The 13,824-nt window shown below is 68.7% G+C and carries 15 protein-coding genes and 1 riboswitch; of the genes, 1 reads left to right on the top strand and 14 read right to left on the bottom strand.

Features of this window, described 5'->3' with window-relative positions; genetic code table 11:
- Window positions 1-50: 50 nt before the first annotated feature.
- Window positions 51-171, bottom strand: a riboswitch (TPP riboswitch).
- A gap of 97 nt (window positions 172-268) precedes the next feature.
- Complete coding sequence (locus BMX29_RS17500) at window positions 269-793, top strand: DUF421 domain-containing protein (protein ID WP_092815418.1); 525 nt, start codon at window positions 269-271, stop codon at window positions 791-793.
- 5 nt (window positions 794-798) lie between these two features.
- On the opposite strand, the gene BMX29_RS17495 is transcribed toward BMX29_RS17500, so the two are convergent.
- The 14 genes from BMX29_RS17495 to BMX29_RS17430 all read right to left on the bottom strand — a co-directional run bounded on the left by BMX29_RS17495 (window position 799) and on the right by BMX29_RS17430 (window position 13,718).
- The gene (locus tag BMX29_RS17495; RefSeq protein ID WP_081749803.1) at window positions 799-1,593 is read right to left on the bottom strand and encodes a TIGR02186 family protein; all 795 of its coding nucleotides are present in this window, start codon (window positions 1,591-1,593) and stop codon (window positions 799-801) included.
- Entirely contained in the window at window positions 1,590-2,507 is a 918-nt protein-coding gene (locus BMX29_RS17490; protein WP_092815415.1) for a sulfite exporter TauE/SafE family protein, read from the bottom strand. The genes BMX29_RS17495 and BMX29_RS17490 overlap by 4 nt, the downstream gene beginning before the upstream one ends.
- 111 nt (window positions 2,508-2,618) lie before the next feature.
- Window positions 2,619-3,584 (bottom strand): ABC transporter permease, encoded by a 966-nt coding sequence (locus BMX29_RS17485; protein WP_092815412.1) that lies wholly within the window; start codon window positions 3,582-3,584, stop codon window positions 2,619-2,621.
- Between the two features lie 10 nt (window positions 3,585-3,594).
- Entirely contained in the window at window positions 3,595-4,689 is a 1,095-nt protein-coding gene (locus BMX29_RS17480) for an ABC transporter permease (RefSeq protein ID WP_092815409.1), read from the bottom strand.
- The gene (locus BMX29_RS17475; RefSeq protein ID WP_092815406.1) at window positions 4,682-6,283 is read right to left on the bottom strand and encodes an ABC transporter ATP-binding protein; all 1,602 of its coding nucleotides are present in this window, start codon (window positions 6,281-6,283) and stop codon (window positions 4,682-4,684) included. Before BMX29_RS17475 ends, BMX29_RS17480 begins: the two co-directional genes overlap by 8 nt.
- 79 nt (window positions 6,284-6,362) lie before the next feature.
- Window positions 6,363-7,367 (bottom strand): BMP family lipoprotein, encoded by a 1,005-nt coding sequence (locus BMX29_RS17470; RefSeq protein WP_092815403.1) that lies wholly within the window; start codon window positions 7,365-7,367, stop codon window positions 6,363-6,365.
- Between the two features lie 132 nt (window positions 7,368-7,499).
- A complete protein-coding gene (locus tag BMX29_RS17465; RefSeq protein ID WP_043845369.1) occupies window positions 7,500-7,931 on the bottom strand; it encodes a GNAT family N-acetyltransferase in 432 nt (143 codons plus the stop codon).
- Complete coding sequence (gene tsaB, locus BMX29_RS17460) at window positions 7,921-8,508, bottom strand: tRNA (adenosine(37)-N6)-threonylcarbamoyltransferase complex dimerization subunit type 1 TsaB (RefSeq protein ID WP_092815397.1); 588 nt, start codon at window positions 8,506-8,508, stop codon at window positions 7,921-7,923. Before tsaB ends, BMX29_RS17465 begins: the two co-directional genes overlap by 11 nt.
- Complete coding sequence (locus BMX29_RS17455) at window positions 8,495-9,067, bottom strand: NifU family protein (RefSeq protein WP_043845366.1); 573 nt, start codon at window positions 9,065-9,067, stop codon at window positions 8,495-8,497. Before BMX29_RS17455 ends, tsaB begins: the two co-directional genes overlap by 14 nt.
- Window positions 9,068-9,155: 88 nt before the next feature.
- Entirely contained in the window at window positions 9,156-10,259 is a 1,104-nt protein-coding gene (locus BMX29_RS17450) for an endonuclease/exonuclease/phosphatase family protein (protein WP_139197075.1), read from the bottom strand.
- 66 nt (window positions 10,260-10,325) lie between these two features.
- Complete coding sequence (locus BMX29_RS17445; protein ID WP_043845364.1) at window positions 10,326-10,778, bottom strand: universal stress protein; 453 nt, start codon at window positions 10,776-10,778, stop codon at window positions 10,326-10,328.
- A gap of 70 nt (window positions 10,779-10,848) precedes the next feature.
- Window positions 10,849-11,721, bottom strand: a complete 873-nt coding sequence (locus BMX29_RS17440; RefSeq protein WP_092815391.1) for a branched-chain amino acid aminotransferase — start codon at window positions 11,719-11,721, stop codon at window positions 10,849-10,851.
- 61 nt (window positions 11,722-11,782) lie between these two features.
- Window positions 11,783-12,283, bottom strand: a complete 501-nt coding sequence (locus tag BMX29_RS17435) for a VOC family protein (protein ID WP_092815388.1) — start codon at window positions 12,281-12,283, stop codon at window positions 11,783-11,785.
- A 106-nt stretch (window positions 12,284-12,389) separates the two neighbouring features.
- Complete coding sequence (locus tag BMX29_RS17430; protein ID WP_092815385.1) at window positions 12,390-13,718, bottom strand: ABC1 kinase family protein; 1,329 nt, start codon at window positions 13,716-13,718, stop codon at window positions 12,390-12,392.
- Window positions 13,719-13,824 lie beyond the last annotated feature (106 nt).

Genomic DNA, 13,824 nt, shown 5'->3' with positions numbered 1-13,824 from the left:
CCGATCCTCCGTTTGTCGCGGCGGACGGGCAGGGGGCGACCCGTCGATGCGGGGACGCCGGACACCTTCCCTCCGCCGGTGTTACCCGGTTCAGGTTCAACGGGTTCGCGGGGGCTCCCGCATCTCAGCCTTGCGCGCGTCTCGCACGGTCCGGCACCCCGAGGTGAGGCGGACCGTAGCCCCGGGACGCGCCCTCGGCAAGGCAGTGCGATGAAACCGGTGACCGGACCAATGGTTGGGTCCTTGGAAACACGAAAGCGGGGCGCGCATGGACTGGTCCGAAATGTTCTTCCAAAGCTGGAGCGGCATCGTCCGGACGCTCATTGTCGGCACTATGGCCTACGCGTTCCTCGTGTTCTCGCTGCGGCTTTCCGGCAACCGGACGCTGGCCAAGCTCAACGCCTTCGACCTCGTCATCACCGTGGCGTTCGGCTCGACCCTGGCGTCGATCCTGCTGAGCGAGAGCGTCGCCCTTGCCGAGGGGATCACCGCCCTGGTGCTGCTGATCGCGCTGCAATGGGCGGTGGCCACGGCCTCGGTGCGGGCGTCGTGGTTCGCGCGCGCGGTGCGCTCCGAGCCGACATTGCTGGCCCGACGCGGCGAGGCGCTTCCCGGCGCCATGCGCCGTGCCCGCGTCACTCGCGAGGAACTGGACACGGTGGTCCGCACCGAGGGCTGGCGCAGCCTTGCGGACGTGGATGCCGTGGTGCTGGAATCCGACGGCTCCTTCTCGGTGGTTTCGGACGGGCACCGGCAGATGGCGCCGCTTGCCCGCGAACGCACCGAAGGCTGACCGGATCAGTTCCGCATGTATCGGAAGGCCGTGGACGCGCCCCAGCCGGCGACGATCGCCAGCGTCAGGGACAAGAGGCCGTAGACCAGCGGCAGGTCGCGCGACAGGTTGTAGAGCCATCGTTCCAGCCCGACCTTGCGGACGTCAATCATGCTCGATGTATCACCGATCACCCGGCCGCCGCGGGTCAGGAAGATGCGGGTGGCGTAGTTGCCCTCGGTCAGGTTCGCGGGCAAGCGGATGCGGGTCGAGAACAGCGTCTCCTCGCGCACGTGCACCGCGCCCTCGAGCAGCTGGTAGAGCCCGGCCTCGTCGCGGATGCGGATCGCGGCTTCGGTGAAGGCCTGCGCGTTCTCCACCCTTGCGCCGACGGACCGGATCGCGCGCGGCACCGACACCGAGTGGCGCAGGTCCTCGACGTTCGACAACACGCTGTCGAAGGGGCCGGAGGTGGCAACCGCGTAGAACGAGGGCGCGAGGTCGATCTCGACGGCATCGGTGTTCACCCAGATGCCGAAGCGGCGTTCCTTGCGGTAGACGGTGATCGGCACGAACGGGCCCGACACGGTGACCACCACCTCAAGCGGCGGATCGGCGGGGATCGGCACCTCGCGCTTCACCGCGCCGTAGACGAGGATCTCGGAACCGTCGAAGTCGGTCGAGATCGACACGCTGTCCTGGCTGAGCCCGAGCACCACGCTTTCGGCGCCCGCGCCCTCTCCGGTCTCCTGCGCGGCGGCTGGCAGGGCGGCCGCAGACCACAGCGCGGCCGCGGCGAGGAGGCGGCGGAGCGGGGTCATTCCGGCGCGCCTTCCTGCGAGATCACGTAAAGCTCCGTCGGCTCGATCACGAGGTCGAGACCGAGCTTCACGCAGACCGCGCACACCAGCAGCGCGAGCAGGATACGCAACTGCTCGGCCTTGAGCCGCGAGCCGAGCGCCGTGCCGATCTGCGCGCCGACCACACCGCCACAGATCAGCGCGAGGGCAAGGAAGATGTCGACCGTCTGCGTGGTGACCGCGTGCATGATCGTGGTGAAGGCGGTGACGAAAATGATCTGGAAGAGCGACGTGCCGACGACCACCTTGGTCGGCATCCCCAGCAGGTAGATCATCGCCGGCACCATGATGAAGCCGCCGCCCACGCCCATGATCGCCGCCAGCACGCCCACCGCCGCGCCGACCAGCAGGGGCGGGATCGCCGAGATGTAGAGGCCCGAGGCCCGGAACCGCATCGTGAAGGGCAGGCCGTGCACCCAGCCGTGGGACTTGCGCTTGCCGCGCTTGCCCTTCTGCGCGTTCAGGAGGGCGCGCAGGCTCTCGATCAACATCAGCCCGCCGATGATGCCGAGGAAGACAACGTAGCACAGCCGCACCAGCAGATCGACCTGGCCGGCCTCCTTGAGGTAGTTGAACAGCCACACGCCCACGCCCGACCCGCCGAGACCCCCTACCAGCAGGACGGTGCCCATTTTAAGGTCCACGGTCTTTCGCCTCAGGTGCGCAAGAACGGCCGAGACCGAACTGGCCACGATCTGGTTGGCGCCGGTGGCGACCGCCACGGCGGGCGGGATGCCGAGGAAGAACAGGAGCGGAGTGATCAGAAACCCGCCGCCCACGCCGAACATGCCGGACAGGATTCCCACCATCACGCCGAGGCCGAGAAGCAGGAACAGGCTGACCGAAACCTCGGCGATGGGGAGGTAGAGCTGCATGGCGCCAGATTGCGCGGGGCGGTGGGGCAAGGCAACGCCCCGTGGCGTGTCACGGTCGGATTTTCTGCGCCGCAGCGCCTTGGCGCAACGGCACGGGCAGCGCGGAGGCGCCTAGCGCTCCTTGACGTAGGGCTCTCCGCCCGCCCGCGGCGGGATCGCCTTGCCGACGAAGCCCGCGAGGATCACCACGGTCAGGATGTAGGGCAGGGCGTCCATCACCTGCACCGGGATCGTGATCCCGCCGAGGTCGATGTTCTGGTAGCGCAGCGCGACTGCCTGCAGCAGCCCGAAGAGCAGGCAGGCCCCGAGCGCCGACCAAGGCCGCCACTTGGCGAAGATCAGCGCCGCCAGCGCGATGTAGCCCCGGCCCGCGGTCATGTCCTTGACGAAGCCCGCCTGCAGGCCCGTGGCGAGGTAGGATCCCGCAAGCCCGCAGAGCAGGCCGCAGATGCCTACCGCGGCGTAGCGCAGCCCGGTGACCGAGACGCCGGCGGTGTCCACCGCCTCGGGCGCCTCGCCCACGGCGCGCAGGCGCAGCCCGAAGCGGGTGCGGAACAGCACCCACCACGTCACCGGCACCATCACGAGGCCCACGTAGACCAGCAGCGAGTGGCCGGAGATCAGGTCGGCGTAGAGCGGGCCCAACACGGGCACCGGGCGCAGCGTCTCGGCCAGCGGCAGGGTGATGTTCTCCCAGCGCCCGGACCCGATCAGGGACGGCGTGCGCCCCCCCTGGCCGAACCAGTCCTGCGCGATCAGCACGGTCAGGCCGGCGGCGAGAAAGTTGATCGCCACGCCCGAGATCAGCTGGTTGCCCCGGAACGTGATCGAGGCAAGCCCGTGCACGAAGCTCAGCAGCGTGGACGACACGAGGCCCGCCAGGAGGCCCAGCCAGACCGAGCCGGTGGCCGCCGCGATGGCTGCCGAGAAGAAGGCCGCGATCAGCATCTTGCCCTCGAGGCCGATGTCGATGACGCCCGCGCGCTCGGAAAAGAGACCGGCAAGGCAGGCCAGCAGCAAGGGCGTGGCAAGCCGCATGGTCGAATCGAGCACCTGCAACAGCGTGGCGTAGTCCATGCCTGTCCCCTTATTCCGCCGGTTTGCGGCGCATCGCGAAGACGCGCGCCAGCGGCATCCGCACCGCGTTGTCGAGCGCGCCGGTGAACAGGATCACCAGCGCCTGGATGACCACGATCAACTCGCGCGGGATGTTGGTCCAAAGCGCGAGCTCGGCCCCGCCCTGGTAGAGAAACCCGAAAAGGATCGCGGCGAGGAACACGCCCACGGGGTGATTGCGGCCCATCAGCGCAACGGCGATCCCGATGAAGCCCGCGCCTTCGGTCGCGTTCATCACCAGCCGCTCGGCCTCGCCCATGGCGGTGTTCACGCCCATCAGCCCGGCAAGCCCGCCGGAGATCAGCATGGCGACGACAATGGTTTTCACCGGCGAGATGCCGGCGTAGCGCGCGGCGCTCTCCGAATGGCCGAGCGCCCGGATCTCGTAGCCGAGCCGGGTGCGCCAGATCAGCGCCCAGATCGCCACGCAGGCCGCGATGGCGAGGAAGAAGGTCACGTTGCCCGGAGCTCCGCGGAAAAGCGGGTTGGCCTCGGTGGCGAACATGTCCTGGAAGGTTGGCAGGTGCGTCGCGGCCGGGAAGATGTCGGTCGCCGGGTCCTGCTGGCCCGCCGGTTTCATCACGTTCACCAGGAGGTAGTTCAGCAGCGCCGCGGCGATGAAGTTGAACATGATCGTGGTGATGACGATGTGGCTGCCGCGTTTCGCCTGCAGGTAGGCGGGGATGAATGCCCACGCCGCCCCGAAGAGCGCGGCGGCTACCGAGGCGCCGAGCATCGCCAGCGTCCAGTGCGGCCATGGCAGGTAGAGGCAGACGATGGCCACGCCGAGACCGCCCAGCGTTGCCTGACCCTCGCCGCCGATGTTGAACAGCCGCGCGTGGAAGGCGACCGACACGGCGAGGCCGGTGAAGATGAAGTTGGTGGCGTAGTAGAGCGTGTAGCCCCAGCCCGCGGATCGCAGGAGCGCACCCTCGACCATCAGGCGGAACGCCTCGACGGGGTTCTCGCCGATCCCGAGGATCACCAGCGCCGACAGCGCTGCGGCCAGCAAAAGCGAGATCAGCGGCACCAGCACCGCGTCGGCCCAGGGGGGCAGCTTATCCATGCGTCGCCTCCCGGCGTTCCCGTTCGCGTTCCGCGGCCTCGGCGGCCGCCATCGGATCCTGGCCCTCGTCCTCGCCGACGCCCGCCATCAGCAGGCCCAGCTCGCGCTGGTCGGCCGCGGCGGCGTCGCGGATGCCCATGAGCCGGCCGTCGAACATCACGCCGATGCGGTCCGACAGCGCGAAGATTTCGTCGAGCTCCACCGACACGAGCAGGATCGCCTTGCCGGCATCGCGCAGGCGCACGATCTGCTGGTGGATGAACTCGATCGCGCCGATGTCCACGCCACGCGTCGGCTGGCCGATCAGCAGGACGTCGGGGTTCCGCTCGATCTCGCGCGCAAGCACGATCTTCTGCTGGTTGCCGCCCGAGAAGTTCTTGGCGGCAAGGTCCGGGTTCGGCGGGCGCACGTCGAAGCGCTCCATCTTCCCGGCGGCGTCCTCGCGGATGGCCGCGTTCTTCATCAGCAGGCCCGACTGCCACATGGGATCCCGGTGATACCCGAAGACCGAGTTCTCCCACGCGCTGTAGGGCATGATGAGGCCCTCGCTCTGCCGGTCCTCGGGAACGTGCCCGATGCCGGCCGCGCGCCGGGCCATGCCGTCGCAGCCCGCGCCCGACAGGGGCAGGGCGGACCCGTTCAGGGTGACCGAGCCGGTCGCGTCGGCATAACCGCCCAAGACCTCGAGCAGCTCGGACTGGCCATTACCGGCGACGCCCGCGATGCCCAGCACTTCGCCGGCGTGCAGGTCGAAGGAAACGCCGCGCAGGCGCTCCACGCCGCTGGTGTCCACGTGCCGCAGGTCGCGGACCTCGAGCGCGGCGCCCTTGGGCTGGGCCGGTGCCTTGTCGACGCGCAACAGCACCTTGCGGCCGACCATCAGCTCGGCCAGCTCCTCGGGCGTGGTTTGCGCTGTCTTGACCGTCGCCGTCATCTCGCCGCGGCGCATGACCGACACGGTGTCGGTGATCTCCATGATCTCGCGCAGCTTGTGGGTGATGAGGATGATCGTCTTCCCCTCGGCCCGCAGGTTGTCGAGGATGCGGAAGAGGTGGTCGGCCTCGGCGGGCGTGAGCACGCCCGTGGGCTCGTCGAGGATCAGGATGTCCGCCTGCCGGTAAAGCGCCTTGAGGATCTCGACCCGCTGCTGATGCCCGACCGAGAGGTGCTGGACCTGCATGTCGGGATCGACCGACAGCTCGTATTCCTCGGCGAGGCTCTTCAGCACGCCGCGCGCCTTGGCCAGCGACGGGCGCAGAAGGCCGCCGTCCTCGGCACCGAGGATGACGTTCTCGAGCACGGTGAAGTTCTGCACCAGCTTGAAATGCTGGAAGACCATGCCGATGCCGGCCTTGATCGCGGCCTGACTGTCGGGAATCTGGCGCTTCTCGCCCTTGATCCAGATGTCGCCTTTGTCCGCGGCGTAGAAGCCGTAGAGGATCGACATGAGCGTGGACTTGCCCGCGCCGTTCTCGCCGATGATCCCGTGGATCGTGCCCGGCATCACGCGCAGCGAGATGTCCTTGTTGGCCTGCACCGGGCCGAAGGATTTGGAAATGCCCTGAAGTTCGATGGCTGGGGCGGGGTCGGTCATCCGTGGCTCCGGTGAACGTCCGATACGGGGGCTGCAGCAGGTGCAGCCCCCGTCGAGAGTGTCGTGATGAAGGCCGGGATCAGAAGCTGATCGCCGGGCAGCTGTCGTCCGAGCGGTAGTCGTGGACCTCGATCTCGCCGTCGATGATCTGCTGGCGCGCCTCGTCGACGGCCGTCTTCATCTCTTCGGTGATGAGCTCTTCGTTGTTCTCGTCGAGGGCGTAGCCTACGCCGTCATCCGCGAGCGCCAGCGTCTCGACGCCGGTCTCGAGATCGGGTCCCGCCTGCATCGCGTCATAGACGGCGACGTCCACGCGCTTGAGCATCGAGGTCAGGACCTGGCCCGGGTGCAGGTAGTTCTGGTTGCTGTCCACGCCGATCGACAGGATGTCCTCGTCCGCGGCGGTCTGCAGAACGCCGATGCCGGTGCCGCCGGCCGCGGCGAACACCACGTCCGAGCCTTGGCTGATCTGCGCGTTGGTCAGCTCCGAGCCCTTCACCGGGTCGTTCCAGGCCGCCGGCGTGGTGCCGGTCATGTTGACGATCACCTCAATGTCGTCGCTGACGGACTTGGCGCCCTGCGCGTAGCCGCAGGCGAAGGCCCGGATCAGCGGGATGTCCATGCCGCCCACGAAGGATACCGTGTTCGACTCCGACGCCATCGCCGCCAGCATGCCGACGAGATACGAGCCCTGCTCCTCCGCGAAGAGGATGGATTTCACGTTCTCGTGCTCCTCCGGGTCGACGTAGCCGTCGATGGTCACGAACTTGGTGTCGGGATAGTCGCCGGCGACGTTGGCGATCGGCGTCGACATCGAGAAGCCGGTGGTGATGACCGGGTTGAAGCCCGCCTCGGCGAAGCGGCGCAGGGCCTGCTCGCGCTGCGCCTCGGACTGAAGCTCGATATCGCGGTAGGAGCCGCCGGTTTCATCGGCCCAGCGCTGTGCACCGTTGAAGGCGGCCTCGTTGAACGACTTGTCGAACTTCCCGCCCAGATCGTAGATCAGCGCGGGGTCGGCGATCGCGGCGGCGGCGCTCAGCGCCAGCGCGGCGGAGGCGCCGAGAAGGGATTTCATCACGGTCATGCAGGGCTCCCTGGTCCGGACGCGCGGGCGATCTTGCGCCGCCGGCGTCCTGTTATTGCATCGGCGGCAATTTAGGACGGAGGGGTATGAGAGGGTCAACCGGTTTTTCCCCGGAACGCGGGGTCCGGCCGGTCACGACCTCGCGTGACCTTCCGTCATCGGTCGCGCCATGAGCAATGCGTCGGCATGCCCACCCTCGGGACGCTTGTAGTAGGCCGCGCGCGCCGCCGTTGTCCGGTAGCCACGGGATTCGTAAAGGGCGAGAGCCGGCGCGTTGTCCTCGGCCACGTCGAGCACGGTGCGGGTCACGCCGCCCTCGGCCATCTCGGCGTGGAAGGTATCGAGAAGCCGCGCCGCACGGCCTTCGCGCTGGCGATCGGGATCGGTCACGAGCGCGAGGATCTCGGCCTCGTCCGCGACCACCTGCGCGATCAGCACCGCGCCGTCGTCGGAGAAGACCCGCGTCGTCCGGCGCGCGGTCACTGCGGCCACGTCGTCGGGACGCCACGGTGTCTGATGGCGATAGGCCCGCTGCATCAGGGCAGCAATATCGTCAGGCGTCATCGAGGATCCTCGGGGGCACGTCGCGGGCGGGGGCCGCATCCGCCGGACGAACATAGAGCGGGGCCGGAACAGTAAAGGGCGGTTCGGCCCGTGCCGCGGCGCGTGCGATCGCGGCGGCGAGTATGCCGGGTTCGGGCGGGAACGTCAGCGGGCCTGCCGCCTCGGCCTCGTCGCGGGGATGGAGGGTGATTTCACCGGCCGCGTCGCGCAGGTAAACCTGATCGCGCGGCGCGGGGATCGCGGCGCGGGCGCCGGCCTCGGGCGTGATCGCGTCAAAGGTGGACACGCCGCTCGCGGGAATGTCGAGCGCCAGCGCCAGCCCGCGCGCCGCCGCGACGGCGATCCGAAGCCCGGTGAAGTTTCCCGGGCCGGTGCCGACGCCAAGCCGCCCGACCTCGTCCCAGGCCACGCCCGCCTCGGCCAGAACATCTTCGATCAGCGGCAACAGGCGCTCGGCCTGGCCGCGGGTCATCTCTTCGGTGCGCTGGGCAAGGATCCGGTCGCCCGACAGCAAGACGGCCGCGCAATGCGCGGCCGACGTGTCGAACCCGAGGATCGGTCGATCAGAAGACGCCAACCGGACGCACCTCGGTGACCTCGGGGATGTAGTGACGCAGCAGGTTCTCGATCCCCATCTTCAGCGTCAGGGTCGAGGACGGGCAGCCCGCGCAGGCGCCCTGCATGTGCAGGTAGACGACGCCGCGCTCGAAGCCGTGGAACGTGATGTCGCCGCCATCCTGAGCCACCGCGGGCCGCACGCGGGTGTCGAGCAACTCCTTGATCTGGCCGACAATCTCGCCGTCCTCGCCGGTGTGCTCGGCGTGGCCGTCACCGGCGGCGTCCATCGCACCCTCGGCCATGACCGGCTTGCCGGACTGGAAGTGCTCCATGATCGCACCCAGCACGCCGGGCTTCACGTGGTCCCAGTCGCTTTCGTCGGCCTTGGTCACGGTAACGAAGTCGTTGCCGAAGAACACGCCCGTGACGCCCTGCACCTCGAACAGGCGCGTGGCCAGCGGCGAGGTGCCCGCGCCCTCGGGGGACGGGAAGTCGGCGGTGCCCGCCTCGAGCACCGTCTGGCCCGGCAGGAACTTCAGCGTGGCCGGGTTCGGAGTCGATTCGGTCTGGATGAACATGGCGCTGCCCTTTCTCGGTTGACCGCGAATATGGCCATCCGCCCGAACAGGGTCAAGGTTTGGAACGGTTCTAAACTTTGGCCGGCTGTCAGCCGATCTCGTCCGGCATGGGGTTCCAGTCGAAATAGGCGCGCACGATGCCGTGATCCGAGGCACCGAGCGCCTCCTCGTAGTCCTCGCGGTTCAGGTGGTCGTTGATGACCTCCATCTCGCGGAACGACCAGAGCCGCTTGCGCGAGTGGTCGTAGAACTCTTCCGACACCAGGATATGGTCGAGGCTCTCGCGTTTGTTCTGGTAGATATGGGTATAGTATACGTGCCGGAGCGAGCGGTACTGCTGCAGCCGCTCCACCGAGTAGAGGCCCTTGTCCGCCTGCCGTCCCGCGGTGCTTTTCTCGATCACGCGAAAGGTCGGCTGGTCCGAGATCAGCTCGGTCGTGACCGAGGAGGTGTCGTCGTTCAGATCGCCCAGCACCACGACGGGGGATAGCGGCGCCTCGTCGGTCGCGGACATGCGCTCGTCCAGAAGCACGCGGAGGGCGCCCGCCTCCATCACCCGGCGGATATGGGACAGGGCGGACTTAGCGCGCGCGGCATGTTCCTGCAGGACCACCGGGCGCGGCCGCGCGAAGGAGACGCGGGCGGGGCCCTTGGACTTCAGGTGAGCGCAGACGATCGTGACCTCGGGCGGTCTGGGCGAGGTGCCCTCGGGCTGGATGCGGGCGATCAGCAGGGGGCGCGAGAACGCGTTGATGGTGATCGTGACCTCTTCCTGCGCGCCGTCGCTTTCGCGGATGCCGTCGAAGCGAAAGGTGTCGGGAAACTCAGCGTGCCAGTCGGCCTCAATCAGCTGGCTGCCGCCGTTGCGGTCCCTCGCCACGGCCAGCGCCACCTGCGGCCGGCCCCGGCCGGGCGCGTCTCGGGCCACGATATCGTAGGTATCCGTTAGGCCCGCCGCGTCGAAACAGGCACGGAGCGCGTCCGCGTCCCAGACCTCCTGGAAGGCGATGACCTCGGCCTCGACCTGCGCGATCTTCGCGCCGATCCACGCCACCTTGCGCCGGTAGGCGGCGCGGCCCTCGGCGTCGTCCGGAAAGGGCGGGGTGCTGGAATAGGTCAGCCCGCCCGGCGCTTGCAGGTTGAGCAGGTTCATCGTCGCGAAGGTCAGGTCGCGCATGTTGGTGCGGGGCATGGCGGCAATGTCCAGGTGATGGAAAATCGCCGCGAGCCTATCACGCGCGGCCACGCCGGTCGCGTCTCAGGTGATCGCCTCGAGGCGTTCCTTGGACAGATCGCCCGGCACGATGGTGATCGGGATCGGCAGGCTGCCGGAGTTCCGGGTCAGCTGCGTCACCAGCGGACCCGGTCCGCCGTCGGTGCCGGCGCCGAGTACCAGAACGCCTATATCGGGGTCGTCACCCACCTGAGCCACGATCTGCGTGACCGGATCGCCCTCGCGGATCACCAGCTCGGGGTCGACCTTCTGGCGGTCGCGCATCCATTTGGCGAAGACCTCGAAGTGCGCCTGGATGCGCTCGCGGGCCTCTTCGCGCATGATGTCGCCCACGCCGATCCAGTGGTTGAACTCGTCGGGGGGGATCACCGACAGGATCGCCACACCGCCACCGGTCTTGGCCGCACGCATGGCGGCGAAGCGCATGGCGTTGAGACATTCGCGGCTGTCGTCGAGCACGACGAGGAACTTGCGCATGGGCTGGGTCCTTCCTGCCGGTCGATCATGGCAGTGCGGCCGGGGCCGCGCAAGCCGCCCGGCCCTGCGATCAGAACGGGTTGGACGCCGCCCAGTCCCAGTAGATGTCGCGGGCCCGCCGGGTCATCGGACCGATCTCGTAGGTCGTGTCCTCGAAGGCCGAGACCGGCGTGACCTTGTTGAGGTTGCCGGTCAGGAACACCTCGTCCGCGGCCTCGAAGTCGGCAAAGCTCAGGACCGTCTCGACCACCTCGACGCCGTCTGCGCGCAGGTTCTCGATATGGCGCGCGCGGGTGATCCCGGCGAGGAAGGTGCCGTTCGGAATCGGAGTGAAGACCACGCCGTCGCGAACCATGAAGACGTTCGACGTCGCCGTCTCGGCCACGTTTCCCATGGCATCCGCCACCAGCGCATTCTCGAACCCGCGGCGGCCGACCTCGGCCAGCATCCGGGCGTTGTTCGGATAGAGGCAGCCGGCCTTGGCGTTCACCACGTTGTCCTCGAGCACCGGTCGGCGGAACGAAGTCCGTCCCAGCCGCACCGCGTGATCGGCGGGCAGCATCGGGAATTCCTCGAGGCAAAAAGCGAAGCCGGTCTGGTCGGGGCCGATCTTGGGCATGATCGCCGAGGGTTCCGAGTTCAGCGACCAGTACATCGGCCGGATGTAGACCGGCGCGTCGGCGGGCATCTGCGACAGGCCCTCGCGTGCGATCTCGAGGATCTCGGCGTCGGTCCTGGTGGGCTCGATCATCAGCGCGCGGGCCGAGCGGTTGGTCCGGGCGCAGTGCAGGTCGAGATCCGGCGCCATGCCGTCCACGTAGCGGGCTCCGTCGAACACGGTGGAGCCCAGCCACGCGCCGTGGTCGGCCGCGCGCATCACCGCCACGTCGCCGTCGTGCCAGGTGCCGTCGAAATAGGTGCGGATGTTGCGGCCGGTCGCCATCGGGCCCTCCTTGGTCGTGCGCGGCGGACGCTATGCCCGCCGCGCCGGAAGGTCCACCCGATCAGGCCGGCAGCGTGACGCCGGCGTCCGCGAGCAGCGCCTCCAGGTCGAGCGGGCGGTTGTAGAGCGCCAGGTCGCCGTTCTCGTCGCGTGGCCAGTCGGCCTCGGGGCGGTCGCGGTAGATCTCGACGCCGTTGCCGTCGGGATCGTCGAAGTAGACGGCCTCGGACACGCCGTGATCCGCCGCGCCCGAGATCTCGACGCCTGCCGCGATGGCGCGGGCCAGGGCCTCGCCCAGCGTCTTGCGGTCGGGGAACAGGAACGCGGTGTGGAAGAGGCCCGGATAGCCGCGCGGGGCGGGGCCGGCGCCCTTGCTGTCCCAGGTGTTCAGGCCGAGGTGGTGGTGGTAGCCGCCCGCCGACAGGAACGCGGCGCTCGGGCCATATCTCTGCATCAGCTTGAGGCCGAGCACACGCTGGTAGAAGTCGATCGAGCGGTCGAGGTCGGAGACCTTGAGGTGAACGTGGCCGATGCGCATGCCGGCCGGGGCTTCGGTGGTCATCGTGGGACCCTCCTTGAACCTGTGTTGGCGTTGACCCCGATTTAGACCCGTGCTGCCGCGCGCGATACGGGCATGGCGGGACTGGATATGTGCAATTTTGCGCAGATCAGGCGTAGGGCGTGACCAAGGGGCGCAACGCCACACGCGCGCCCAGCCGGGCCGCAAGCAGGTAGAGCCCCGCCACCTTGCGTTGCAGGAACAGCGCGTCGGTGGGCGGCACGGGGGCGATGTCCCGCTCTCGGCCGAAGGCGATGGCCTGTTCGGTCAGCCTTGCGGGCAGATCCGATGCGGCGAAGTCGAACGGCGCATCCTGCCCGAGCGGCGCAAAGCACATCTCCATCATGTCCAGAAGCGTGGCGAGACGCGGCGGCGGCAAATCGTCCGAGAGGTAGCCGATGCGCGTGGCCGTTGCCCGCATGGCGTCCCGGTCGCCCGCGAGCCCGGCGCGCAGCAGGTCGCGGAAATCGGCCACGAGAGGTGCGGGGAAGGTGCGCGTGGCGCCGAAATCCAGCAAGGAAATGCGCCCGGTCTCCGGGTCGTAGCGGTAGTTGGCGAAGTTCGGGTCTGTCTGGATCAGCCGGAACTCGAAAAGCTCGCGCAGAAGCAGCGCGATCAGCCTCCGGGCCACCCCGTCGCGCGCCTCTTGCGGGGCGGTGGTGAGGGTTTCGACCGGCACGCCGGGCAGGAAGTCCATCGCCAGTACGTCGCGGCTGGTGAAATCCGCATGCGGCCGCGGCACGACGAAATCCGGATCGTTCTCCAGAAGGTCGGCGAAGCGCGTCATCTGCCCGGCCTCGCGCCGGTAGTCGGCCTCCTCGTGCAACTGCACGCGGGCATCCTCCAGAAGCGGCGCGAGGTCGAGCCCCTTCGGCACCATGCCCAACCAGCGCATGAGCGCGCCGAGATTGGCGATGTCGCTGTCGATGCTGTCGCGGATGCCGGGATACTGCACCTTCACCGCCAGCGTCCGGTCGTCGCGGGTCACGGCACGGTGCACCTGCCCGATGGAGGCCGCCGCGATCGGGCGGACGTCGAACTTGGCGAGCCGGGTCAGGAAGTCGTCGCCCCAGTTCTCGGCCAGCACGCGCTTGAGCTGCGGCCCCGGCATGGCGTGCGCCTCGGAGCGCAGGGTGGCGAGGATTTCGGCCAACTCGGGCGAGAGATACTCGCCCGCCTCCATCGACACGAGCTGTCCGAGTTTCATCGCGGCCCCGCGCATCCGCGCAAGCTCGGACGCGACACGGGTGGCGTTTGCCGGGGTCAGCATGAGACCGCGCAGGTCGGGGCGCCGGCCGCCTGCCATCTCGCGCGCACCGGCCCATGCGGCGCGGCCCACGACGCCACCGGTCAGCCCGCCCAGCCGCGCCATGCGGCCGAGCCGTCGGGACGGCACCGGCAGCGGACGTGAGAGGTAGCGATCGCGGTCATCGGTCATCGGCGGGGTCCTCGGGTGGCGCGCCATCGCGCGCAGCCGAGAGGTAAGCCGCTGCCGCCGTCTGGCCATCGCCGCCGGGCTGCTCTAGGCCGGGGCAAAGCGTCAC

This window comes from Roseivivax marinus (assembly GCF_900109705.1).
GTDB classification, from domain to species: Bacteria; Pseudomonadota; Alphaproteobacteria; order Rhodobacterales; family Rhodobacteraceae; genus Roseivivax; species Roseivivax marinus.
This window is presented reverse-complemented; position numbering and strand designations above follow the sequence as displayed.

What these genes read in the sequence shown, in the direction of transcription:
- BMX29_RS17445 (WP_043845364.1), bottom strand. Translation starts at nt 10,778, where the DNA reads ATGCGCAAGTTCCTCGTCGTGCTCGACGACAGCCGCGAATGTCTCAAC.
- BMX29_RS17440 (WP_092815391.1), bottom strand. Translation starts at nt 11,721, where the DNA reads ATGGCGACCGGCCGCAACATCCGCACCTATTTCGACGGCACCTGGCAC.
- BMX29_RS17465 (WP_043845369.1), bottom strand. Translation starts at nt 7,931, where the DNA reads ATGACGCCTGACGATATTGCTGCCCTGATGCAGCGGGCCTATCGCCAT.
- BMX29_RS17500 (WP_092815418.1), top strand. Translation starts at nt 269, where the DNA reads ATGGACTGGTCCGAAATGTTCTTCCAAAGCTGGAGCGGCATCGTCCGG.
- BMX29_RS17430 (WP_092815385.1), bottom strand. Translation starts at nt 13,718, where the DNA reads ATGACCGATGACCGCGATCGCTACCTCTCACGTCCGCTGCCGGTGCCG.
- BMX29_RS17495 (WP_081749803.1), bottom strand. Translation starts at nt 1,593, where the DNA reads ATGACCCCGCTCCGCCGCCTCCTCGCCGCGGCCGCGCTGTGGTCTGCG.
- BMX29_RS17490 (WP_092815415.1), bottom strand. Translation starts at nt 2,507, where the DNA reads ATGCAGCTCTACCTCCCCATCGCCGAGGTTTCGGTCAGCCTGTTCCTG.
- BMX29_RS17480 (WP_092815409.1), bottom strand. Translation starts at nt 4,689, where the DNA reads ATGGATAAGCTGCCCCCCTGGGCCGACGCGGTGCTGGTGCCGCTGATC.
- BMX29_RS17455 (WP_043845366.1), bottom strand. Translation starts at nt 9,067, where the DNA reads ATGTTCATCCAGACCGAATCGACTCCGAACCCGGCCACGCTGAAGTTC.
- BMX29_RS17435 (WP_092815388.1), bottom strand. Translation starts at nt 12,283, where the DNA reads ATGACCACCGAAGCCCCGGCCGGCATGCGCATCGGCCACGTTCACCTC.
- BMX29_RS17475 (WP_092815406.1), bottom strand. Translation starts at nt 6,283, where the DNA reads ATGACCGACCCCGCCCCAGCCATCGAACTTCAGGGCATTTCCAAATCC.
- BMX29_RS17450 (WP_139197075.1), bottom strand. Translation starts at nt 10,259, where the DNA reads ATGCCCCGCACCAACATGCGCGACCTGACCTTCGCGACGATGAACCTG.
- BMX29_RS17470 (WP_092815403.1), bottom strand. Translation starts at nt 7,367, where the DNA reads ATGACCGTGATGAAATCCCTTCTCGGCGCCTCCGCCGCGCTGGCGCTG.
- BMX29_RS17485 (WP_092815412.1), bottom strand. Translation starts at nt 3,584, where the DNA reads ATGGACTACGCCACGCTGTTGCAGGTGCTCGATTCGACCATGCGGCTT.